Annotated in this window: 19 protein-coding genes and 1 riboswitch; of the genes, 5 read left to right on the top strand and 14 right to left on the bottom strand. The window is 67.5% G+C overall.

The window, feature by feature from the left end; all coding sequences use genetic code 11:
- Window positions 1-63: 63 nt before the first annotated feature.
- Window positions 64-210, bottom strand: a riboswitch (FMN riboswitch).
- 160 nt (window positions 211-370) lie between these two features.
- Both GQ674_RS01500 and GQ674_RS01495 read left to right on the top strand, forming a co-directional pair.
- A complete protein-coding gene (locus tag GQ674_RS01500; RefSeq protein WP_159495716.1) occupies window positions 371-1,009 on the top strand; it encodes an outer membrane beta-barrel protein in 639 nt (212 codons plus the stop codon).
- A 474-nt stretch (window positions 1,010-1,483) separates the two neighbouring features.
- Window positions 1,484-2,368 (top strand): hypothetical protein, encoded by an 885-nt coding sequence (locus GQ674_RS01495; protein ID WP_159495715.1) that lies wholly within the window; start codon window positions 1,484-1,486, stop codon window positions 2,366-2,368.
- Between the two features lie 27 nt (window positions 2,369-2,395).
- Here GQ674_RS01495 and ribD read toward each other — a convergent pair whose 3' ends face one another.
- The 6 genes from ribD to GQ674_RS01465 form a co-directional block, all read right to left on the bottom strand.
- The gene (ribD, locus tag GQ674_RS01490; protein WP_159495714.1) at window positions 2,396-3,481 is read right to left on the bottom strand and encodes a bifunctional diaminohydroxyphosphoribosylaminopyrimidine deaminase/5-amino-6-(5-phosphoribosylamino)uracil reductase RibD; all 1,086 of its coding nucleotides are present in this window, start codon (window positions 3,479-3,481) and stop codon (window positions 2,396-2,398) included.
- 73 nt (window positions 3,482-3,554) lie between these two features.
- Window positions 3,555-4,076 (bottom strand): transcriptional regulator NrdR, encoded by a 522-nt coding sequence (gene nrdR, locus GQ674_RS01485; protein ID WP_159495713.1) that lies wholly within the window; start codon window positions 4,074-4,076, stop codon window positions 3,555-3,557.
- Between the two features lie 89 nt (window positions 4,077-4,165).
- Entirely contained in the window at window positions 4,166-4,609 is a 444-nt protein-coding gene (locus tag GQ674_RS01480; RefSeq protein ID WP_159495712.1) for a hypothetical protein, read from the bottom strand.
- A 166-nt stretch (window positions 4,610-4,775) separates the two neighbouring features.
- Entirely contained in the window at window positions 4,776-5,219 is a 444-nt protein-coding gene (locus GQ674_RS01475) for a hypothetical protein (protein WP_159495711.1), read from the bottom strand.
- A gap of 2 nt (window positions 5,220-5,221) precedes the next feature.
- A complete protein-coding gene (gene glyA, locus GQ674_RS01470; protein ID WP_159495710.1) occupies window positions 5,222-6,475 on the bottom strand; it encodes a serine hydroxymethyltransferase in 1,254 nt (417 codons plus the stop codon).
- 153 nt (window positions 6,476-6,628) lie between these two features.
- Window positions 6,629-7,093 (bottom strand): RcnB family protein, encoded by a 465-nt coding sequence (locus GQ674_RS01465; RefSeq protein WP_159495709.1) that lies wholly within the window; start codon window positions 7,091-7,093, stop codon window positions 6,629-6,631.
- 236 nt (window positions 7,094-7,329) lie between these two features.
- Between GQ674_RS01465 and ettA the strand changes: the two genes are divergently transcribed.
- Both ettA and GQ674_RS01455 read left to right on the top strand, forming a co-directional pair.
- Window positions 7,330-8,994, top strand: coding sequence for an energy-dependent translational throttle protein EttA (gene ettA, locus GQ674_RS01460; protein WP_128096664.1), 1,665 nt, complete (start codon window positions 7,330-7,332; stop codon window positions 8,992-8,994).
- Between the two features lie 152 nt (window positions 8,995-9,146).
- Window positions 9,147-10,463, top strand: coding sequence for an NCS2 family permease (locus GQ674_RS01455; RefSeq protein ID WP_159495708.1), 1,317 nt, complete (start codon window positions 9,147-9,149; stop codon window positions 10,461-10,463).
- 25 nt (window positions 10,464-10,488) lie between these two features.
- On the opposite strand, the gene GQ674_RS01450 is transcribed toward GQ674_RS01455, so the two are convergent.
- From GQ674_RS01450 to GQ674_RS01435, 4 genes are all read right to left on the bottom strand, one after another.
- Window positions 10,489-11,523: a fimbrial protein gene (locus tag GQ674_RS01450; protein WP_159495707.1), complete on the bottom strand. Its 1,035-nt coding sequence runs from the start codon at window positions 11,521-11,523 to the stop codon at window positions 10,489-10,491.
- Entirely contained in the window at window positions 11,514-14,078 is a 2,565-nt protein-coding gene (locus GQ674_RS01445) for a fimbria/pilus outer membrane usher protein (RefSeq protein WP_159499168.1), read from the bottom strand. Before GQ674_RS01445 ends, GQ674_RS01450 begins: the two co-directional genes overlap by 10 nt.
- Before the next feature lie 92 nt (window positions 14,079-14,170).
- The gene (locus GQ674_RS01440; RefSeq protein WP_159495706.1) at window positions 14,171-14,899 is read right to left on the bottom strand and encodes a molecular chaperone; all 729 of its coding nucleotides are present in this window, start codon (window positions 14,897-14,899) and stop codon (window positions 14,171-14,173) included.
- A gap of 85 nt (window positions 14,900-14,984) precedes the next feature.
- Window positions 14,985-15,524: a fimbrial protein gene (locus tag GQ674_RS01435; protein ID WP_128096668.1), complete on the bottom strand. Its 540-nt coding sequence runs from the start codon at window positions 15,522-15,524 to the stop codon at window positions 14,985-14,987.
- Window positions 15,525-15,891: 367 nt separating this feature from the next.
- Here GQ674_RS01435 and GQ674_RS01430 point away from each other — a divergent pair, with 367 nt between their 5' ends.
- Window positions 15,892-16,260, top strand: coding sequence for a hypothetical protein (locus GQ674_RS01430; RefSeq protein ID WP_159495705.1), 369 nt, complete (start codon window positions 15,892-15,894; stop codon window positions 16,258-16,260).
- On the opposite strand, the gene pncB is transcribed toward GQ674_RS01430, so the two are convergent.
- The 4 genes from pncB to gspD are packed head-to-tail and all read right to left on the bottom strand — an operon-like array spanning window position 16,251 to window position 21,428.
- Window positions 16,251-17,432: a nicotinate phosphoribosyltransferase gene (pncB, locus tag GQ674_RS01425; RefSeq protein WP_159495704.1), complete on the bottom strand. Its 1,182-nt coding sequence runs from the start codon at window positions 17,430-17,432 to the stop codon at window positions 16,251-16,253. The two genes, GQ674_RS01430 and pncB, sit on opposite strands and share 10 nt — an antisense overlap.
- A gap of 46 nt (window positions 17,433-17,478) precedes the next feature.
- Complete coding sequence (locus tag GQ674_RS01420) at window positions 17,479-18,315, bottom strand: glycosyltransferase family 2 protein (protein WP_159495703.1); 837 nt, start codon at window positions 18,313-18,315, stop codon at window positions 17,479-17,481.
- Entirely contained in the window at window positions 18,312-19,172 is an 861-nt protein-coding gene (locus tag GQ674_RS01415; protein ID WP_159495702.1) for a glycosyltransferase, read from the bottom strand. Before GQ674_RS01415 ends, GQ674_RS01420 begins: the two co-directional genes overlap by 4 nt.
- A 39-nt stretch (window positions 19,173-19,211) precedes the next feature.
- A complete protein-coding gene (gene gspD, locus GQ674_RS01410) occupies window positions 19,212-21,428 on the bottom strand; it encodes a type II secretion system secretin GspD (protein ID WP_159495701.1) in 2,217 nt (738 codons plus the stop codon).
- Window positions 21,429-21,437 lie beyond the last annotated feature (9 nt).

The raw sequence follows: 21,437 nt of genomic DNA, 5'->3' as shown, positions 1-21,437 counted from the left end.
GCGAAAAGTGAGCGAAAAACGCCGCAAGGCATATAGGCGCACACCGAGCCCAGGGCCCGGTTGCACCGTCTTCTTTCATCCGGACTATACCGTCGGCTCCGGCATCGGACCGGATCTGCTGACCTTCCGACAGGGGGCCGGAAGCGCTCGCGGGCTCGTGCTTGCGCACCTACCGCCGGTGGGGAATCGCACCCCGCCCTGAAGACGTTTGTGTACCGGCGAACCGGCCGGGCCATTGTAACAGGGCAAGCTGACTGCTCGCTTTTTGTGAAATTCTGGTTAAAATCCGCTCGCGCGGCAGTGATCGCCGCTCCTGCCGCCCAGTGAAGGGCCGGCTGAAATGGACCTCAACACCCACCAAGGAACCTGCATGCGCAAGATTCTCCTGGCCGCCGCCCTGCTGGCCGCCGCCCCGCTTTCCGCCGTCGCGGCCGAAGGCCTGAGCTACACCTACGTGGAAGGTGGCTGGACCCAGCTGCAGCTGGACCGCAACGGCGCCCCCTCCAAGCCGAAGCTGGACGGCGGTTACATCCGTGGTTCGTTCGCCATTGCCGAACAGGTGCACGTCTTCGGTGCCTACAGCACCGTGTCCAAGACCAACACCTACGATCTGGGCGCCTATGACGTGCGCGTCAAGCAGGAGCTGAAGCAGCCGGAGCTGGGCATCGGCTACCACATGCCGATGAGCGACCGCGTCGACTTCACCACCGACATCGCCTGGCTGCGCATCAACAATGAAGCCAAGTACGAAGCCGACGGCTTCGACACCGAGCGCTTCAAGGAACACACCAACGCCGCCCGCGCCACCCTGGGCGTGCGTGGCAAGCCCTCGCCGCGTACCGAAGCCTGGTTGAAGGCCGGCTACATCGACGGCAGCGACATGGACGGCACCTGGACCGGCACCCTCGGTGGCCAGGTCAACTTCACCCCGACCTGGGGTCTGGTGGGCGAAGTGCAGGCGTACGACGAAGTCACCCAGTATTCGGTGGGCGTCCGCGCGAGTTTCTGATCGGGCTGCGGCGGTTCGCCGCTGCGCTGTGATCGAACGGGTCCCGAAAGGGGCCCGTTTTTTTTGGTTCTTCGCACATAGGCGGGGCAAGCAGAAGCGTGCTTGGCCCTTTTCAGACGCGGCTGTTGGTGGGTCGGGCGCTGGGGTCCCCTGCCCTTTCCGGCGAATGTCCCCCGGCGTCGGCCTGCGGCCGCCCCCTCCTCCTTTATTTCGCCTCCAAGGGCAGGGGACCCCAGCACCCGACCCACCAACGGAAGTCAGATGCACCTCGCCCCGCTTGTACCGCAAGCCGACTCAAACGGCGCATGCACACCCGGCCACGGGCATAGGGTCGTGCTCACTCTGCGACGGCCCTCGCAACAAGACGCCGCCCCTCAGATGGGAGGAGAGTCTCTCTTGTTCTTCTTCGGCGCGCCATCGATGCAGGGGTGAAATGCGCTAGGCTTCCGCGCCCTGCATTGGACGCTGACCACCATGAAAACCCCCCACGTACTGGCCACCTCGCTGTTGCTGTGCATGCCGCTGCTGGCCGCTGCCGCCGCACCGACGCCGCTGACACCGGAACAGACCTTCGACCTGTACGCACGGGTGATGCTGGAAGACGACGCCGCGGCGGCGCGCACGCTCAACGACGCGCTGCGCCCGGCCTTCGATGGCCAGGACTCGCTTGAATTCAACAAGGGCGCCTTCGCCGGTGCGCTCGCCGCGCCACTGCAGGGCCTGCTTGCGGCAGCAGGCAGCGATAACGCGCGTATCGAGGCGATGCCCGCCGTGGTGACGGCCAACCTGGGCAAGACCCGGTGCCGCGCGCAGGGCAGTACCCTGCGCGACAACGACGCTGTGGACGGTGCGAAGGTCGCCGCGGTCGACTTCACCTGCCAGGTAACCGCACTGGATGGCCTGCGCCCGCTGTTCGACGCCAGCGTGGCCGACAACACCCCGGCCGGGTTGAAGCGCTTCACCGACGCCTACGTCGCCGCACTCAGCACCGGTCCGCGCCGTGAGGTACGCGGCAGCGTGGATCTGTACCCGGGCAAGGACAACGGCTATTGGTACAGCGGCAACCTGGACGCGCTGGTGGCGCCGGTGGTGGAGGCGCTGCTGCCGTTCGATGCGTGGCAGCAGGACGCCGCCGCGAAGGACGCGCCGACGGTGACCGGCGTGGCCAGCTGCGATCTGTTGTTGCAGCAGCACCGCCAGTGCGTGGCGAAGATCGCGCCGGAACAGCTCAATGGCGTGGACGCGATGGCGGAAGAGTTGAAGGACAAGGCCCAGATCCAATCGGTGGAGGCCATGGTGCAGGAGTGCAAGGCGCTGCGCCCGATCGCCGAAATGATGTGGACCGACGCCTGCCGTTGAGGTGGACGCCGGGCCCTGATCCCCGGATCAGGGCCGCAGCAGCAGCCGCAGGTCCTCGCCCACCTGGCGCTGGTCCACCACGCGCATCCGACGCTGCTGGTCCATGGCATGGATACCCAGCCCGGACAGCAGCGGCAACCCGTGTTCGCCCAGCAACGTGGGCGCCTGGTAGAGCAGCAGCTCATCGACCCAACCGCCGGCCAGCAACGCACCGGCCAGCGTTGCACCGGCTTCGGTGTGCACTTCGTTGACGCCGCGTTCGGCGAGCAGTGCCAGCACCTCATCCAGGTCCAGGCGGCCCTCGCGACAGGCCACGCTGGCAAAGGCCGCATCGGCTGCATCCGGCGCACTCACCGCGGCATCGTGCAGGTACAGCGTGGGCGCCCCGCCTTCGCGCACGCGCGCGCATTCCAGCGAGCGCAGGCGTGAATCAAGCACCACGCGCAGCGGCGGCAGCACGTCGGTGTCGGCCAGGCGCACGGTCAACATCGGGTCGTCGGTCAGCACGGTGTCGGCACCGGTCAGGATCGCACCCGCACGCGCACGCCAGTGCTGCACGTCCTCGCGCGCAGCCGCACCGGTAATCCACTTCGATGTGCCGTCGGCCATCGCAGTGCGGCCATCCAGGCTGGCGGCCAGCTTGACCCGCAGCCACGGTCGGCCGCGCTCGATGCGCGACAGGAACCCACGGTTGAGTTCGCGCGCGTGCGCGGCCATGAGTCCTTCGGCAACCTCGATACCGGCTGCGCGTAGCAGCACGAAGCCACCGCCATCGACCTTCGGAAACGGGTCGCGCATCGCCGCCACCACGCGGGTGATGCCTGCTTCGATCAGCGCCGACGCGCAGGGCGGCGTGCGACCGTGGTGCGCGCAAGGTTCCAGGGTGACGTAGGCAGTGGCACCCCGCGCGCGGTCGCCGGCCTCGCGCAGCGCAAAGACTTCGGCGTGCGGGCCACCGGTGCGCTGGTGCCAACCCTGCCCTACCACCTCGCTGCCGTGGGCGATCACACAGCCCACCATGGGATTGGGCCGCGCGGTGTACGCCGCCCGTTCGGCCAGGCGCAGCGCCTGGGCCATGTGCAGGTGGTCGAGCGCGGAAAATTCAGCAGTCATGGCAATGATCAGTCGGCGGCAGGCGTGCAGCGCCGATGGTAGCCCAGCCGGGGTCGCCGCGAGGCGGCCGGCATCAGCCCTTCTTTTTCTTGTCCAGCGGAATCACACCGCCCAGCAGCTGCAGTTGCTCGGTGCTGGCCGGCAGGTCGCGTTCGAGTTTTTCGATTTCCTCGCGGAAATCTGCCACGTCGCCGAAGCTGCGGTACACCGAGGCGAAGCGCACATAGCCCACATGGTCGAGCTTGCGCAGTTCATTCATCACGAACTCGCCGATCTTGATGGAGGGGATTTCGCGTTCGCCGCAGACGCGTGCCTGCTGCATCACCGCACGCACCGCCAGTTCGATCTCGTCTTCGGGCACCGGGCGCTTCTGCAGCGCGCGATCGAAGCCGCTGCGCACCTTGCGCGCGTCGAAGGCTTCGCGGCTGCCGTCACTCTTGACGATCGCCGGCAGTTTCAACTCGATGGTTTCCAACGTGCTGAAGCGTTCGTTGCAGGCCTCGCACTCACGCCGACGCCGGATCGTCGCCCCGTCTTCAGAGACGCGCGAGTCGATCACACGGGTATCGGCATGCTGGCAGAACGGACAGTACATGGAACGCCTTGCATCAGGAAAACGTCATGCCGTGGTCACGGCAGCGTCGCAACGGTACCTGAGAAGACCTGTCCACACAAATAGCAACGTTACGTGGCGCCGTGCTCAGCACCGCGCGCCCACCGCAACCACACTAACTGGGCGCTCGGGATCAGCAGCAGCGGCCCGGCCGCCAGGTAGCCCAGCGGCGCCCAGCCCCCTTGCAGGACCAGCCGGGCCACGAAGACCACCACGACCAGCGCCCCCAGGCTGCCGACTGCCATGCCGATCCATCCCAGCGGGCCGGTGCGGCGCAGGCCGTCGCGCCCGCCGCGCAGGTAGACGATGCTCAGCCATGCCCAGGCCAGCAGACCGACGATGCCCGACAGGCCCCACGCCAGCAGCGTGACCGATTGCAGTCCACTCACGTAGTTGTTACGCGAGAAGAACACCATCACCGCGATCACGGCCAGCGTGCCGCCGGCGGCCACGGCCGGGATGCCCAGCACCAGGGCCTGGATGAAGTACAAACGGCGTTGCGTGGTGTCGTCCATGAAGGTGTCCAGGCGAGAAGCAATCACCCTGCGCGGCGACATGTGGACCGGGGTCAACCTTGCCACGCACAGGCCTTTGCCGCGCATGCCGCCGGAGCAGCTGCGCGGGGGAACCAGGAACAACCGGCCGAACCAAGGGAGAGACCCCGGCGCCGGCCAGGCCCGGTCACTCCGAAGGGGCGTGCCGGTGGGAAACCAGCAGGAACCCCGGCCACAGCAGCGCCGGGCCGAACAACAACAGCATCGCCGCGCCGCCGAGCATGAACAGCTGCAGCTGCATCAGGGCCCCGAGCATCATCAGGCCCGACACGGCCAGCACGCAGCCGGCAGCCACCAGGCCCAGGGTCAGCAGCCCCCACAGCACCCGGTCCAGGACGGGCCAGCGACCCGCGCGCAGACCCTGGCGGCCGTGCCGCAGGTAGCGCCAGCTCAGCACGACCCAGGCGATCAGGGCCAGCCAGCAGATCAGTCCCACCAGCGCCGGCCAGAATGCGCCCTCCCAGGCCCCACCGAGCATCAGCGTTGCACCGGCCCCGCCACAGACGGCACCGGGAATGCCCAGCACGCCCGCCACCAGCGCGTATCGACGACGCTGGCGGCGGTCGTCCATCCTCAGCCGTAGACCGGGTACTTCGCGCACTGGGCGCTCACCGCCTCGCGCACGCGGGCGATCACGGCCTCGTCAGCCGGGGCGTCGAGCACGTCGGCGATCCAGTTGGCCAGGTCCACGCAGTCCTGCTCCAGGTAACCACGGGTGGTGACGGCCGGGGTACCCAGGCGCAGGCCGGAGGTCACGAACGGCGAACGCGGGTCGTTGGGGACCGAGTTCTTGTTGACGGTGATGTGGGCCTTGCCGAGCGCGGCTTCGGCGTCCTTGCCCGACACATCCTTGCCGATCATGTCGACCAGCATCAGGTGGTTCTGGGTACCGCCGGAGACGATCTTGTAGCCGCGCGCGATGAGCGTGTTGGCCATCGCCTGGGCGTTCTTGACCACTTGCTGCTGGTAGGTCTTGAAGGCCGGTTCCAGCGCTTCCTTGAAGGCCACGGCCTTGCCGGCGATGACGTGCATCAGCGGACCGCCCTGGATGCCCGGGAACACGATCGACTGCAGCTTCTTGACCAGGTCTTCGTCAGCGCCCTTGGCGATGATGATGCCGCCGCGCGGGCCGCGCAGGGTCTTGTGGGTGGTCGAGGTGACCACGTGGGCGTGCGGCAGCGGGCTCGGGTAGACGCCGGCGGCGACCAGGCCGGCCACGTGCGCCATGTCCACGAACAGGTAGGCACCGACCTTGTCGGCGATGGCGCGGAAGCGCGCCCAGTCCACCACCTGCGAATACGCCGAGAACCCGGCGACGACCATCTTCGGCTTGTGCTCGACGGCCAGGCGTTCCACTTCGTCATAGTCGATCAGGCCGGCTTCGTCCACGCCGTACTGCACCGCATTGAACAGCTTGCCCGATGCGTTGACCTTGGCGCCGTGGGTCAGGTGGCCGCCATGGGCCAGGCTCATGCCCAGGATGGTGTCGCCCGGCTGCAGCAGCGCGAAGTACACGGCCTGGTTGGCCTGCGAACCGCTGTGCGGCTGCACGTTGGCGTAGTCGGCATCGAACAGCTGCTTGAGGCGGTCGATGGCCAGCTGTTCGGCGATGTCCACGTATTCGCAGCCACCGTAGTAGCGCTTGCCCGGGTAGCCTTCGGCGTACTTGTTGGTCAGCTGGCTGCCCTGGGCTTCCATCACCGCCGGGCTGGTGTAGTTCTCGCTGGCGATCAGCTCGACGTGGTCTTCCTGGCGCTGGGTTTCGGCGGCGATGGCCTTGGCCAGTTCGGGATCGTAGGTTTCGATGCGGACGTCACGCGGGAACATCGGTTACTCCAGGCAGGCAGAGGGGGTACAGCGCGAGCTCTGGATTGTAGTCCCCGCGGCGCGGGGTGACCAATCCAGGCGTGCGCCCCCCGGAACGCAGAACGGCGCCCCGAAGGGCGCCGTCCAGGCCGGGCAGCCTGCCTGCCGCCGGGCTTACCGGTTGTTGATCACGTAGTCGGCAATGATGCCGGTGGCGATGGCGACCAGCAGCAGGTTGCCGCGGTCGTCGCGGATCCAGTGGTGGTCACGCGGCGGGCGGCGCACCGAGTAGCGGCTGTAATCGTTGACCACGTACACCGGGCCGCCGTAATACTCACGGTAACGGTGGCCGCGCGCCCAGCCGTAGGAGCCGTAGCCCGGGGCCGGGCGATAGACCACGCGCGGCGGCGGTGCCGGGCGGTAATAGCCGCGGTTGTCGTAGTAGCGACGGTCGTGGCGGGCCTCGCGGCGGTCGTCGCGCCAGTCGCGGCGATCATGCCGGTCGTGGCGACGGTCATGGCGGTCGTCATGGCGGTCGTGCCCACGCCCGCGATGGTCGTTGTCGGCGAAGGCCGGTGCCACCGTGCCCAAGGCCAGCAGCGAGGCAACGGCCCCGACCACAAATCGATTCATGCGCATGATTGGCCTCGCTTGGTGGGTTGATGGCTCCATCATGCGGACGGCATCTGAACGGTTTCCGGCTGGAAACGGTTTCCATCTCAACGGCTTTGACGGCCCATTCAGGCCCCGGCAAGCCCCGGCCCGTGGGCAGACCGGCGTCTGTCATCGCTTCCGGCTATAATCGGGGGTACCCCTTTATTCATCTGTTCCTGTTCCGCCTGGAACGGGCGCAGGGTTGCGCCTTCGGAGACCTCATGTCCTCGCAATACATCTACACCATGAACCGCGTCAGCAAGGTGGTCCCGCCCAAGCGGCAGATCATCAAGGACATCTCGCTGTCGTTCTTCCCGGGTGCCAAGATCGGCCTGCTGGGCCTGAACGGCTCCGGCAAGTCGACGGTGCTCAAGATCATGGCCGGCGTGGATACCGACTTCGAGGGCGAAGCCCGCCCGCAGGCCGGCATCAAGGTCGGCTACCTGGCCCAGGAACCGGAGCTGGACCCGACCAAGACCGTGCGCGAGTCGGTCGAGGAAGGCGTGGGCGAAGTGCTGCAGGCCCAGGCCGCGCTGGACGCGGTGTACCTGGCCTATGCCGAGGAAGGCGCCGACTTCGACAAGCTGGCCAAGGAACAGGAGCGCCTGGAGGCGATCCTGGCCGCCGGCGACGCGCACACCCTGGAAAACCAGCTAGACGTGGCCGCCGATGCGCTGCGCCTGCCGCCGTGGGAGGCCATTGTGGGCACCCTGTCCGGTGGTGAAAAGCGCCGCGTGGCGCTGTGCCGCCTGCTGCTGCAGAAGCCGGACATGCTGCTGCTCGACGAACCGACCAACCACCTGGACGCCGAGTCCGTGGAATGGCTGGAACAGTTCCTGGCGCGCTACACCGGGACCGTGGTGGCCGTTACCCATGACCGCTACTTCCTGGACAACGCCGCCGAGTGGATCCTGGAACTGGATCGCGGCCGCGGCATTCCGTGGAAGGGCAACTACACCGACTGGCTGACCCAGAAGGACGATCGCCTGCGTCAGGAAGACAACCAGGAAAAGTCCCGCCAGAAGGCGATCCAGAAGGAACTGGAGTGGTCCCGGCAGAACGCCAAGGGCGGCCGTACCAAGGGCAAGGCGCGTCTGGCCCGCCTGGAAGAACTGCAGTCGGTGGATTACCAGAAGCGCAACGAGACCAACGAAATCTTCATTCCGCCGGGCGAGCGCCTGGGCAATGCGGTGATGGAGTTCAAGAACGTCTCCAAGAAGTTCGGCGACCGCCTGCTGTTCGACGACCTGAACTTCCTGGTGCCCGGTGGCGCGATCGTGGGCATCATCGGCCCCAACGGTGCCGGTAAGTCGACCCTGTTCAAGATGATCACCGGCCAGGAAAAGCCCGATACGGGCGAGATCGTGGTCGGCCCGACGGTCAAGCTGTCCTACGTGGACCAGAGCCGCGACGCGCTGGAAGGCAACCACAACGTCTTCCAGGAAATCGCCGGCGGCCTGGACATCCTCAACATCAACGGCGTGGAGATCCAGTCGCGCGCCTACATCGGCCGCTTCAACTTCAAGGGCCAGGACCAGCAGAAGCTGGTGGGGTCGCTGTCCGGTGGTGAGCGTGGCCGCCTGCACATGGCCAAGACCCTGCTGCAGGGTGGCAACGTGCTGCTGCTCGATGAACCGTCCAACGATCTGGACATCGAAACCCTGCGTGCGCTGGAAGATGCGCTGCTGGAGTTCCCGGGCAACACCTTCGTCATCTCGCATGACCGCTGGTTCCTGGATCGCATCGCGACCCACATCCTGGCGTTCGAAGGCGACTCGCATGTGGAGTTCTTCCAGGGCAACTACCGCGAGTACGAAGAAGACAAGCGCCGTCGCATGGGCGACGACGCCGCGCCGAAGCGCCTGCGCTTCAAGGCGCTGAAGTAAGAAAGGAAAAACGGCCGCGCTCTGCGCGGCCGTTTGCATTTGGGTAGGTCATGACCGTTGGTCATGACACAGGCGCGCACCGCGCAGCCGTTCTGCATTCCGGTAGGTCCACGACCGTTGGTCGCGGCACCACATCGTCACGAGATTCCACCATGTCCCTCCCCGAGCGCCTGTTCCAGCTCCAGCAGCACGGCACCACCGTGCGCACCGAACTGCTGGCCGGGCTGACCACCTTCCTGACGATGTCCTACATCGTCTTCGTCAACCCCGACATCCTGGCCACTACCGGCATGGACCCGGGCGCGGTGTTCGTGGCCACCTGCCTCGCCGCGGCACTGGGGTCGCTGGTGATGGCGTTCGCGGCCAATTTCCCGGTCGGCATGGCGCCGGGCATGGGTCTGAACGCCTTCTTCGCCTTCACCGTGGTCGGCGCCGCCGGCCTGCCCTGGCAGCAGGCGCTGGCGGCGGTGTTCATTTCCGGGCTGGTGTTCCTGGCGCTGTCGCTGACCGGCGTGCGTGCCTGGCTGGTGGCCGGCATTCCGCCGTCGCTGCGCGCGTCGATCGTGGCCGGTATCGGCCTGTTCCTGGCCATCATCGCGCTGCAGAAATCCGGCGTGATCATCGCCAACACCGACACCCTTGTGGCGCTGGGCCCGCTCAATACCGCACCGCCGCTGCTGGCGCTGGCCGGCTTCCTGCTGATCGCGATCCTGGAAGCACGCAAGGTGCGCGGCGCGATCCTGATCGGCATCCTGGCGGTGACCGGGGCGGCATGGCTGCTTGGTGACGTGCAGTTCCACGGCCTGATCTCGCTGCCGCCCAGCCTGGCCCCCACCTTCCTGCAGCTGGACCTGCCCGGGCTGCTGCACCACAACGGCGGCGCGCCGATCGCGGTGCTGCTGCAGGTGGTGCTGGTGTTCGTGCTGGTGGAAGTGTTCGATGCCACCGGCACGCTGTACGGCGTAGTGGGGCGTGCGGGCCTGCTTGAACTGCCCGGCGCGCAGAAGCGCTTCGGCCGTGCGCTGCTGGCCGACAGCACCGCCATCGTCGCCGGCTCGTTGCTGGGCACCAGCAGCACCACCGCGTTTGCCGAAAGCGCGTCTGGTGTGCAGGCCGGTGGCCGCACCGGCCTGACCGCGCTGGTGGTGGCGGCCCTGTTCCTGGCCGCGCTGCTGTTCTCGCCGCTGGCGGCGATGGTGCCCGGGTACGCCACCGCCCCTGCCCTGCTGTTCGTGGCCGGGCTGATGCTGCGCGAGCTGGTGGACGTGGACTGGAGCGACCTGACCGAATCGGTGCCGGCCGCGTTGTGTGCGCTGGCGATGCCGTTCACCTATTCCATTGCCAACGGCCTGGCCTTCGGCTTCATCGCCTATGCGGTGCTCAAGGCCGGCACCGGGCGCTGGCGCGAGGTGCACCCGGCGGTGTGGCTGGTGGCCGGCCTGTTCGTGCTGCGCTACGCGCTGGAGTAAGCACGCCGCGCCGTCAGCGGCCGGGTCAGTCGTACTGGAGGGTGAAGGTGGCCTGCCCGTTGGCCACGCCTGCGCCCACGGTACCGGCCAGCGTCTGCACGTAGCGGGCGCGCAGGGGCAGGGTCAAGGTGCTGCTGCCGGGCGTGGTGGACCCGAGGGTGATGCTCTGGCCGAAGCGCACCTCGCGCTCGCTGCTGCCATCGCGGCGCACCACTTCAATGCCGATCCGGCTGGCACTGTTGGCCACCGCGCTGAGCTTGAGCACGCCGGGCAGGTTGGCACTGTCCGGGTCGGCGTCCAGGCGAATCCCCACCTTGCTCTGGTACTGGGCCAGATTGCTGCCCTGGCAGTCCAGGCGGATCTCGAAGTCGCGGTTGACGGCCCGCGAGCCCACCCCGGTGAAGGCGGTGTTGGGCACGCTGCCGAAGTCGACCGGAATGTTGCGGCTGCCGGCCTGCACTTCGCAGGTGGGGCTGACCACGGTGGTGCCCGACCCCTTGAACGTCGAGGTCAGCACGGGACGGCCGGATCCGTTGCCGTCGAAGTAATACGTGCTGAAGCGGCCGTTCGGCGCGATCGTGCCGGAACCGGTCTGCGCCGCGGTCTTGATCAGTTCGATGCGGAACATGCCGCCGGTCAGGCTGATGGTGGCGTTGCCGGCGAAGGTGATCGAATGCGGGTAGTAGGTCTGGATGGTGCCGGAATCGCGGTACAGGCGGATGCCCACGCCGGCCACGCCGGTTTCGTAGACATCGGCAAAGCCCGGCACCGCGCGGCGCTGCGCCGCGTTGACGTACTCGCCGACCGAGCGCCCGCCGAACCGGTCGCAGCGGGCGACACTGTCGCGCCCGTTGATCGGCACGCTGAGCTGCTTGATCACGCCCCCCACCGGCGTGCCGGGCAGGATCACGATCTGCCCCATGTCCATCTGCACGTCCTGGGCGACGAAGCTGGCGGACGAAAGGCTGCACGAGGCGATGGCCTGCTGGGCCACCAGCAGCCCACCCAGCACGACGACGGCAGGCAACACCCTGCGGCCACGGGAAACGATCATCGGCATGCGGCCTCCAGCGAAATGAATCCGGTCGTCGCGGCATCGGCGTCGGCCGGCACCTGGTAGTGGAGCGTGCATTGCTGGCCCGTGCCGGCGCCCCAAGCCACCTGCAGCTGACCCTGGTCGAGCTCGCTGCGCACGTACAGGCGGCCGCCCTGGCCGACCATGCCCACCGGTTGGCCCTGCGCGTCCTTGACCTGCGCGCCGAAGGGCAGCACGCGCCCATCGCCGTTGCGCACCTGGATCAGCAGCGCCCTGCCCTTGCGGGTATCGAAGCGCAGGTAACTGATCGCACCGGCGAACGGGGCCACCGACTGGCTGCTGCTTTCCAGCTCGACGTCATGCGACATGCCTTCCGGATCCAGGGTGACCGTGTTGAGCCGGTACGGCGATACGTACGGCACCACGGCATAGCCGCGTCCGTCGATGCGCAGGCCGGGCGCATTGGCCACGCGTGCATCGCGCGCGCCGGGCGCTTCCACCAGCACCATGGTGTCGCCGCGCTGCGGGGTGAGGGTGACACCGCCGGCATGCACGACCAGGCTGCCGTTGGCGCCGAACGAGGCCTGGCGGAAATCGCGCGCATGCCCGTAGGTTGCGTTCAGGGCGGTGTAACGGCTGCGGTACTCGGCGTTGCCCAACGCGGTGGTGCCACCGTCGCGGGTATCGGACAGCGCCACGCCGTAGCTGATGTTGTTGTCCGCGCCCACGGCACCGGTGATCCCGACGCGGCTGTTGTCGTAGCCACCGTGCTCACGCGCGCCGAGGTCGGCACTGAACGACATCGGGCGGGTGCCACGACCAAGCGGAACACTCATCGACAGCAGGTACTGGGTATCGGCACGGCCGAGCGTGCCTTCTTCGGTGCGCAGCGCGGAGAAACCATAGTTCATCGCGCGCCAGGCGTTGTTGTAGCCCACCTGGTACTGCTTGGCGGTACCCGGGCGGTCGTAGAAGTCGCGCACCGAACCGGTGACATACAGCGCGCCCCAGCGCCGCCCCAGCGGCTGGTTCAGGGTGAGCTGGAACTGGCTGCGCTGGCGGCCGCGCGTGGTCGGATCGACGCCGCGATCATCGGCATCGCGGGCATACAGCGCGTCCTGCAGGCTGTAGAAGCCTTCGGTGGAATAGCGGTAGGCGGCCAGCGTGAGGTTGGTCCCCGTCTCGCCGATCATGTTGCTGTAGCTCAACCGCACACTGGCGCCGGTACTGTCGCCGGCATGCGCGAAAGCAGTGCGTGCGTGGGTGACGTCCGCGGCGAACGCGCCCACCGGCGTGGAAAGGCCGATGCCATACAGCATCGACAGGTAGCCCTCGCTCAGCGCACTGCCGCCGTAGAGGGTGAGCTGGTTGCCGATACCGCGCTGGTAGGTGCCCTGCAGCAGCCACGGCGCGTCGCGCAGCAGGTCGTTGCGTACCTGGCCGGCGGTGATCGCGTACCGCGATACGCCCTGGCGCAGCATCTGCGGCACCGAGCCGAACGGCACCTTGAAGTCACGGCGCCGACCATCGGCCTCCACCACGCTCACGTCCAGGTCGCCGCCGTAGCCGGTGGGGTAAAGGTCGTCGATGACGAAGCTGCCCGGCGCGACGGAGGCCGAGTAGATCAACTGCTGGTTCTGCCGCACTTCGACGCGCGCGTTGGTTTCGGCGATGCCGCGCACCACCGGCGCGTAGCCGCGCAGCGAGTCGGGCAGCATGCGGTCGTCGCTGGCCAGGCTGGCACCGCGATAACCGATGGAATCAAACAGTTCGCCGCTGGTGTACGCCTCGCCCAGGGTCAACAGGCCGCGCACCTGCGGAATGCCGCGTTGTGCGTAGGTGGCGATGCTCTGCCAGTGGCGGCCGTCGCCTTCGCTCCAGGTCAGGTTGGAATCGTGGCGGAACTGCCAGCCCCCCACGTTCACGCCTGCGTTGAGGCCCAGGTAGGCACTGCGGTTGCGCGTGCCGCCTTCGACGCGGCTGTCGCTGTCGATGGTGTTGAAGCTGTAGCCGACAAAGCCGGCGGTGATGCCGCGATCCCACAGCTGCGGATTCACGTAGCCCCGCGCCTCGCGGCGCAGGAACGCCTGCGGAATGCTCAGGTCGTACCGCAGGTTGCCACTGTCGAAGGTGCCGTACGCACCGGCCATCTGCTGCTGCACGGGCAGGCAGGCGGCGCTGTCGGTTGCCGCGCCTGCGCGTTGCTGGGCGATCACCGCGGCACTGTCCACGCCCAGCTCTTCGAGCAGGGGCAGGTCCATGCAGGCATCCACGCGTCCGTCGGCACCGGCCTTGAACTGCAGGTCGCGCCGGCCCTGCCAGGCGCCGTTGATGTACACATCGACGCGGTAGCTCCCGGCCACCATCGGGTTGCCGTTGGTGAACGCCCCCAGGTCGACCTGGCGGGCCTGCCCGGACAGGAAGCTCGAATTGAACTGCGCCTGCTCGGGCGCCTGCGCCTGCCCGGGGGCGTGCTGCGCCGCCACTGGGGGCTGGCCGGGCGTGTCAGACGCGGCCGCCGCCCATCCTGGGCAGGCCACGCCGGCGACCAGCAGGCAAAGCGCCTGATGGATCGACAATGTCAATCTGTTTCCGATCACACTGACATTCCTTCAGTTCGCCGCACGGCGGCGGTGGCGGCCATCGATGGCCCGTGGTCCCTGCGGTGCGCTCAGCCCCCGGTGCTACCCAGGCCGACCGTGTGTTCGACGCGACCGCCGTAGTCGTTGATGGTGATGAAGCGGACCTGTTCGATCACACCCGGCGCCGAAAACTCGAGGCTCTGCCGGGGTCCGACCATCTTTCCCTGCGCTTCCACGGTGCGTTGGCTGCTGCCGGTCACGGCATGCACCTCGGCCAGCGTCACGTGGAAGGGACTGGGGTTTTCCACGCGCAGGCGATCGCCGTCACGGGTCCAGCGCAGGGTTGTCGGTGCGTCATTGGCGACGCCCCGCAGGCCCTGCGGGCGGTAAAAAAGTTTCAGGCGCGAGCGAAACGCGACCTGCAGGTAGTTCTGCTCGCCACCGTCGGTGTTCTGCGGCGACGGCGGTACATCCAGCACGTTCATCCAGAACACCGATTCCTGGTCAGTCGGCAGCGCGGCTCCGGAAAAGATCACGCGCAGCGCCTGGCTGCGGCCGGGTTCCACACGGCTGATCGGCGGCGTCAGCACGAACGGTGCATCACTGGTATCGGCCGTCTGGTCGGCATCGCCGCTGTCGATCCATGCCTGCACCAGCGCCGGGGCGTCGCCGACGTTGTCCACCTGCACGGTGACTTCGCGCGCCTGCGCCGGATAGATGATCCGGGTGCCGTTGACCACCACACCGGCCGAGGCGTCCTGGCAAAACAGTAGCGTCGACGCTGCCAGCAGCAGCGCCCGGGGAAAGAGGGCTTTCATCGGAAGAACTACGCTCGAGGGATGCGGCCAAGGCCAGGACGCACGGGCCGGCGCGAACGCAGGCCCGTGCGGAGTACGGCAATGATCAGTTGTAGATGATCGTGTACTTGACGCTGCTGGCGACTTCGCCCGGCGTGGTGGCGGCCGTGGCGTAGTACTCGGCGGCGTAGTTCAGGTTCGCACTGCCGTCGGCGGCAACGGTCACCCACTGCGAGTTGTCCTGGGCCTGGTTGGTACCGGCAGCCTTGATCGGCAGGAACTGGTTGTTGGCGCCCAGCAGCTGCAGCTGCACGTTGCCGGCGGCGTTGGCAGCGGCCTGGTTGTTCAGGCGGCCACTGTTGAAGTCAACGGTCGCACCCGGCTCGAAGTACGTGGCGACGTTGCCGGCGCTGCACTTGGTCAGGTTGATGGCAAACGGGGTACGGCCCGCAACGGCACCGGCCACAGCCAGCGTGTTCTTGGACACGGTCGGCAGGTTGACGGCGAAGTCCTTGCCACCCGGGGTGGAGATCGTGCAGGTCTTGTCGGTGATCTTGCCGGTGAAGTTGATCGTGCCATCGGCCGCGTGGGCAGCTACGGGAGCTGCTGCCAGCAGCAGGACCGCGAAAAGATTCATTTTGCGCATTGCTTCTACCTAACCCTACTGAATGTGGAACTGCGTAGAGGAGGAGCAAGGAGCACTGCGGGGCGTTCCCCGGGGGGACCCATCCTTGCGTCACACCTGTCTCGTTTACCCATCAACCCGGGTAACCGTGACGCAAGTGTAACTATAAATGTGATGCAAAGCACACTTTGGCGTCAAAACTTTGATCCGCCACGCCAGCATATTGACGCGACACGCATGCCCCCTGCGCGACACTCGGTGCGTGTTCCGCCTTTCCCGCTTCTGAAAGCCGCTTTTTCTTTGCGCCCCATCACAGTTCTTTCTGTCCGTGCTTCAGCCCCGTCAACGCCGGTCGTTAACAGGGATACCCAGAGCCAGAGAACGTGCCATGAGAGGCCTGTTATTCGTAATGTCGGTGCTGTTGTCGTGCGTCAGTGCCCCGGCACTGGCCGACGGTGGCATTGCGCGCTTCAGCGGACGCATCGTCGACCCCGGCTGCGCGCCCGCGGTGCGGGCCGAGCGCCAGGAAATCACCTTCAGCGGCTGCCCGCTGGCCGCGCAGGGCGCGCGCCTGGCGGTGACCTCGCTGCAGAATGCCGCGACGGTGCCGCTGCGCGATGCGCGGCAGCGCACTGATGTACTGACGGTGGCCGCCGGCGCACTGAGCACCGACGCCTTGTCGTTCTCCAGCCGCTACCGGATGGAAGGTGGCGCGGCGTTGCGCGGCGCCTACCTGGTGCGCATCGACTACCCCTGAAGCGGCGGCAGCTCGAATACCTGGCGCAGGTAGGCCAGGTAGCCAGGGTCGTCGCACATGCTCTTGCCCGGTGAATCGCTGAGCTTGGCCACCGGCTGGCCGTTGCAGCGGACCATCTTGATGACGATGTTGAGCGGGGTCGGCCCCAGGTCGTTGGTGAGGTGCGTGCCCACGCCGAACGCGACCTGGCAGCGCCCACGGAAGTAGTCGAACAGCTGCATCACCTTCTCGATGTTCAAGCCATCGCTGAAGACCAGCACCTTGCTGCGCGGATCCACGCGGCGGTCCTTGAAGTGCGCGAGCATGCGGTCGCCCCAGGCGAAGGGATCGCCGGAATCGTGGCGCACGCCATCGAACAGCTTGCAGAAGTACATGTCGAAATCGCGCAGGAACGCATCCAGCCCGACCACATCCGACAACGCGATGCCCAGATCGCCACGGTACTCGCGCGCCCACGATTCCAGCGCGGCCACCTGCGAATCGCGTAGCCGGGGCCCCAGCGCCTGGAAGGCCTGCAGGTACTCGTGGGCCATGGTGCCGTGCGGGGTCATGCCGTACAGGCGGGCGAAGTGCACGTTGCTGGTACCGACAAACTGCGCCCCCAGCGCGTCGCGCATCATCGGCAGCATGCGCGCATGCCATTGGCGCGAATAGCGGCGGCGGCTGCCGTAGTCGGCGATGCGGCACAGCTCGAAGCCGGGGGTGTCGCGCAGCAGTGCGGTCTTGGCCTGCAGGCGGCGCTCGCCTTCGGCGAAATCGGCGGTGGTGGTGTTGCGGAACCAGACCTCGTTGATGATGGCCAGCAAGGGAACTTCAAACAGGATGGTGTGCAGCCAGGGGCCGGTGATGTCCAGTTCGATCTCGCCGGGCACGCTGGCCGACGGTCGCAGCTGGATGTACTTGCGGTCCAGGTGGAACAGGCCGAGGAAATCGGCGAAGTCCGGTTTGACGAAGCGCAGCCCACGCATGTACTCCAGCTCTTCGGCACTGAAGCGAAGCTGGCACAGGTGGTCGATCTCTTCGTTGATCTGGTCGATGTAGCTGGCCAGGTCGATGCCGGGCGTGCGGCACTTGAACCGGTACTGGACCTGGGCGCCGGGATGCTGATGCAGCACCGCCTGCATCATGGTGAATTTGTACAGGTCGGTGTCGAGCAGGGACTGGATGATCATGCGGCGATTATGCGCCCGCGTGGAGGTACCCACCAACGGCGGGTACCTACCGGGCGCGCAGCAACCGTGGAATCTGCACCACCGCGTGGGCCCAGATCGCGGCGAACACCGCGCCCTGCACCGGCAGGCTGCGCTGGCCGGCTTCGAACTTGCGGAAGTAGCGCCACAGGCCACGGTGCTTGTGCCATTCCACGAAGAATGGACGCGAGCGGCTGGACACCCCGCGCACGTGTACGGCCTGCAGGTCGTTTGCAATCGCCACCAGCGCCCCGGCCTGGCGCACGCGACGGCACAGGTCGAGGTCTTCGGCGTGCAGCCGGTAACCGGCGTCCCAGCCGCCGATGCGGTCGAACAGGGCGCGCGGCATCAGCAGCAAGGCCCCCGACAACGCCGGCACCGGTTGCAGCGGCAGGCTGTGATCGACCGGGATTGCCAGCCTGGCGCCCTGCCCCGGCGAGCGCAGCATGGCCCCGAAGTCGGGGTCGCGACGGCGCACGGCCGGGTCGGGCTGGCCCTGCTCGTCCACCTGCTCGATGCCCAGCAGGCAGTCGCCGATGGCCATGCCGCGTTCGCACAGCGCGGCCAGAGTGCCCGGCTCTACCAGCAGGTCCGGGTTGATGAAGGCCAGCCACGGTGCGCGACTGTCGGCCACGCCCTGGTTGTTGGCGGCCGCGAAACCGGGGTTGTCCGGGTTGGCGATGAAACGCACGCGCGGATCCGCGGTGGCGTGGCGTTGCACGATATCCAGGGTGGCATCGGTGGAGCCGTTGTCGACCACCCGGATCTCGACCACGCCGTCGGCCCCGCGCAGCCGGGCCAGACAGGCATCCAGCGTGCTCGCGCTCTGGTAGCTGACAACGATCGCGGCGATGGCAATGCTCAAGCGGGTGGCTCCGGAAGGGATGCAGGCGGCGGGGCAAACAGGTCGCCCTGCGAACGCGGCATTATCGCCTGCCGGTGCAGCTGCTGCAGCGTTTGGCGGGTGCTGCGCAGCGGGTCGGCCATCAGGAACGCAGCCAGGCGGGGCTGCCATCCCGGCCAGCGCGTGCCCAGCGCATCCATGTCGCCCTCGAAGGCCGTGGCTTCGCCCGCACGCGCCACGAAGGCGGTTTCGCACAGTGCATTGCGCCAGCCCAGCCCGGCCATGCGCAGGCTCAGGTCGACCAGCGCGGCATTCCACGAGCCGTAACTGTGCATGTCCAGCCCACCGGCCTTGCGCCGCGCATTGCCCCGCAGCAGCACCGCGTGGGTGACGGCCGAGGGCAGTTCGGGATGCATTGGCGGCAACCCGGCGCAGGCCTGGGCCATGGCGGTGAGGTCGGCCGGCACCGGGTCGATCTCGCCCAGCCGTGGCCAGGCCGCGGTTTCGCCGGCGTTGCACCACGGCGTGGCCGAGCCGATAGATGGATCGCGCGCGAAACAGGCATCCAGCTGCTGCAGCCAGCACGGTGCAGGAATGGCATCGGGCGCCAGCACCACCACGTCGGCGCCCGCACAGGCACGCAACATCTCATCCAGGTGCGCCACCTCGCCGATGCTGCGGGCGCGCCGGGTGTATTCGGCCCGCAGCCGGGTGTGGGCCAGCCAGTGCTCGATCACCGGCTGCACGCGCGGGCCGGCCTGGCCGTCGTCGGCCAGCCATACCGCGGTGTCGGCCGGCGTGCCGGCGTCCAGTGCGCCCAGGCACAGGTCCAGGGCGGTGTCATCGACCCCGATCGGCAGCAGCACGATCGTCCCCATCGGTCCCCCTGTCTGCGGCACGCGTGGCCGCAGCGTAGCTCAGTTGTTCGGCTTCTGGTGGTTCGGGAACGGTTCCATGGCACGGAAGCGGTTGCTGTACTCGTCGGTGAGGTTGCGCGATTCCTGCGCGTTGCGGACGATGGTCGGGGTCAGCAGCACGATCACTTCCGAACGACCGGTGTTCTGGGTCTTCCTGCCGAACAGGGCGCCCAGCACCGGAATCTTGCTCAGACCCGGGACGCCGTTGGAGCCATCTTCGTCGGAGTTGGTGATCAACCCCGCCAGCATGATGGTGTCCCCGCTCTGCACGGCCGCTTCGGTGGAAATCTTGCGCGTGTTGATCGGCGGGTTGCAGGTGGTCTTGGTCGGGTCGCAGCCGGCTGGAATGGCACCGGCCGAGCTGACTTCCTGCACGATGTCCAGGAACACCACGCCATCGCGGGTGATGCGCGGGCGCACCTTGAGGATCACGCCGGTGTCCAGGTACTGGACCTGGCTGTAGGTGTTGTCGCCCCCGGTGCCGGTATTGACCGACACCGAGTTGATCGGGATCTGGGTGCCCACGTTGAGCGTGGCTTCGGCGTTGTTGCGCACGAACAGCGACGGGGTCTGCAGCAGGCGCAGGTTGCTGACCTTGTCCAGCGCCGTCACCACCGCGGCCGCGTTCTTGCCGAGGAAGGTCCAGCCCACCCCGCCATCGCCCACCGCGCCGGAAATGCTGCCCCAGATCGAACGCCCCAGCGCGCTGGGCAGGTCGATGCCGCTTTCGGTCTTGCCGGTGGCCACGGCCTGTTCGAAGAACCAGTTGACGCCGTAGCTGAGGTCGCCGGTCAGCGACACTTCGGCCACCTGCGCTTCGATGTGCACCTGCATCGGCATCACGTCCAGCTTTTCAATCACCTCGCGGATCGACCGCCAGGCCTGCGGGGTGGAACGCACCAGCAGCGTATTGGTTTCTTCCACCGCCGAGATGCCCACGGTGTCGCCCTGCACTTCCAGGCTGAAACTGGCGTTGCCGCTCTGCCGCTGCGGCAGGCTCATGGTGCCTTCGCCCAGCCCGCCGCGGCCACTGCCGCTGCCGGACCCGGTGTTGAGGGCGGTGGTGTTGGAGGTGCTGTCGCGGCCGCCCAGGTCCATCTGGGTGGCGCCCGGCGCGAGCGAGCCGCTGCTGCCGCGGCCGCCACGGCTGTTCTCGTTGGCGAAGGCTTCGGCCAGGCGCTCGGCCAGGTCCTTGGCCTTGACGTAGCGCAGTTCGTAGGAGAACAACCGTGCACTGCCACCGGCGGTGTCGATGCGCTCCAGCCACTGCTGGATCTGGTCCAGATAGCGGGCCTGCGGAGTGATCACCAGCACGGCATTGGCATTCTCCAGCGGCAGGAAGCGGAACATGCCGGCGCTCGGCGTCTTGCTTTCCTCGCCGAAGACCTTCTCCAGGTCGGCGGCGACCTGTTCGGCCTTGCCTGTCTGGATCGGGAACACGCCCACCGACATGCCCGACAGCCAGTCGACGTCGAAGATTTCCACCGTGCGCAGGTAGTTTTCCAGCTCGGCCCGCGTTCCGCCCAGGGTGATGACGTTGCGGCCGCTGTCGACGTTGACGATGGCATTGGGGCGCGCGTACGGCTCGAGCACCTTCTTCATTTCGGTGGCCGAGATGTACTGCAGCGGGATCACCCGCACCTCGAAGCCGCGCGCACTGGCCGCCGGGGCGGTGCTGGGTGCGACGGTGCCGGCCAGCGCCTGGTCGGCCGCCACGATGTTGTAGCGGCCCCCGCTGTAGACCATGCGGGCATTGTTCCAGCCCAGCACCATCTCCAGCAGGTTCAGCGCCTGCGCCGAGGACACCGGCTTGGGCGTGGCCAGGGTAACGGTGCCCTGCACGCCCGGGGCGATGACGTAGTTCTGGCCGAGCATGTCGCCCAGGATCGCCTTGACCACCGCGTGCACCGATTCGCCTTCGAAGTTGAAGGTGGCGGTGCCGTTGCCGGCCTGCGACAACGACGGTGCCGCCGCGGCGGCCGCGCTGCGGTTGATCATGGTGCCGGTGCCACGGCGGATCACCGGCTGCGGTGCGCCGGTTGCTTCCAGCGGTTCGGCATTCACGCCGTCGCGGGACCCGTCACCGGCGACCACCTGGTGGCTGCCGAGCACGGCGTTGCGGCGCACTTCCGGTGCGGGCACCGTGGCGCAGCCGACCAGCACGCTGGCAAGCAGGGACAGGGAGAAGAGACGCGGTGAGAAAAGGCGCAGTGTCATGCTGTCACT

The organism is Stenotrophomonas sp. 364, from assembly GCF_009832905.1.
In the GTDB taxonomy this organism is placed as follows: domain Bacteria; phylum Pseudomonadota; class Gammaproteobacteria; order Xanthomonadales; family Xanthomonadaceae; genus Stenotrophomonas; species Stenotrophomonas maltophilia_AP.
Note: the sequence above shows the minus strand (reverse complement) of the source record. Positions and strands in the feature narration are given on the sequence as shown.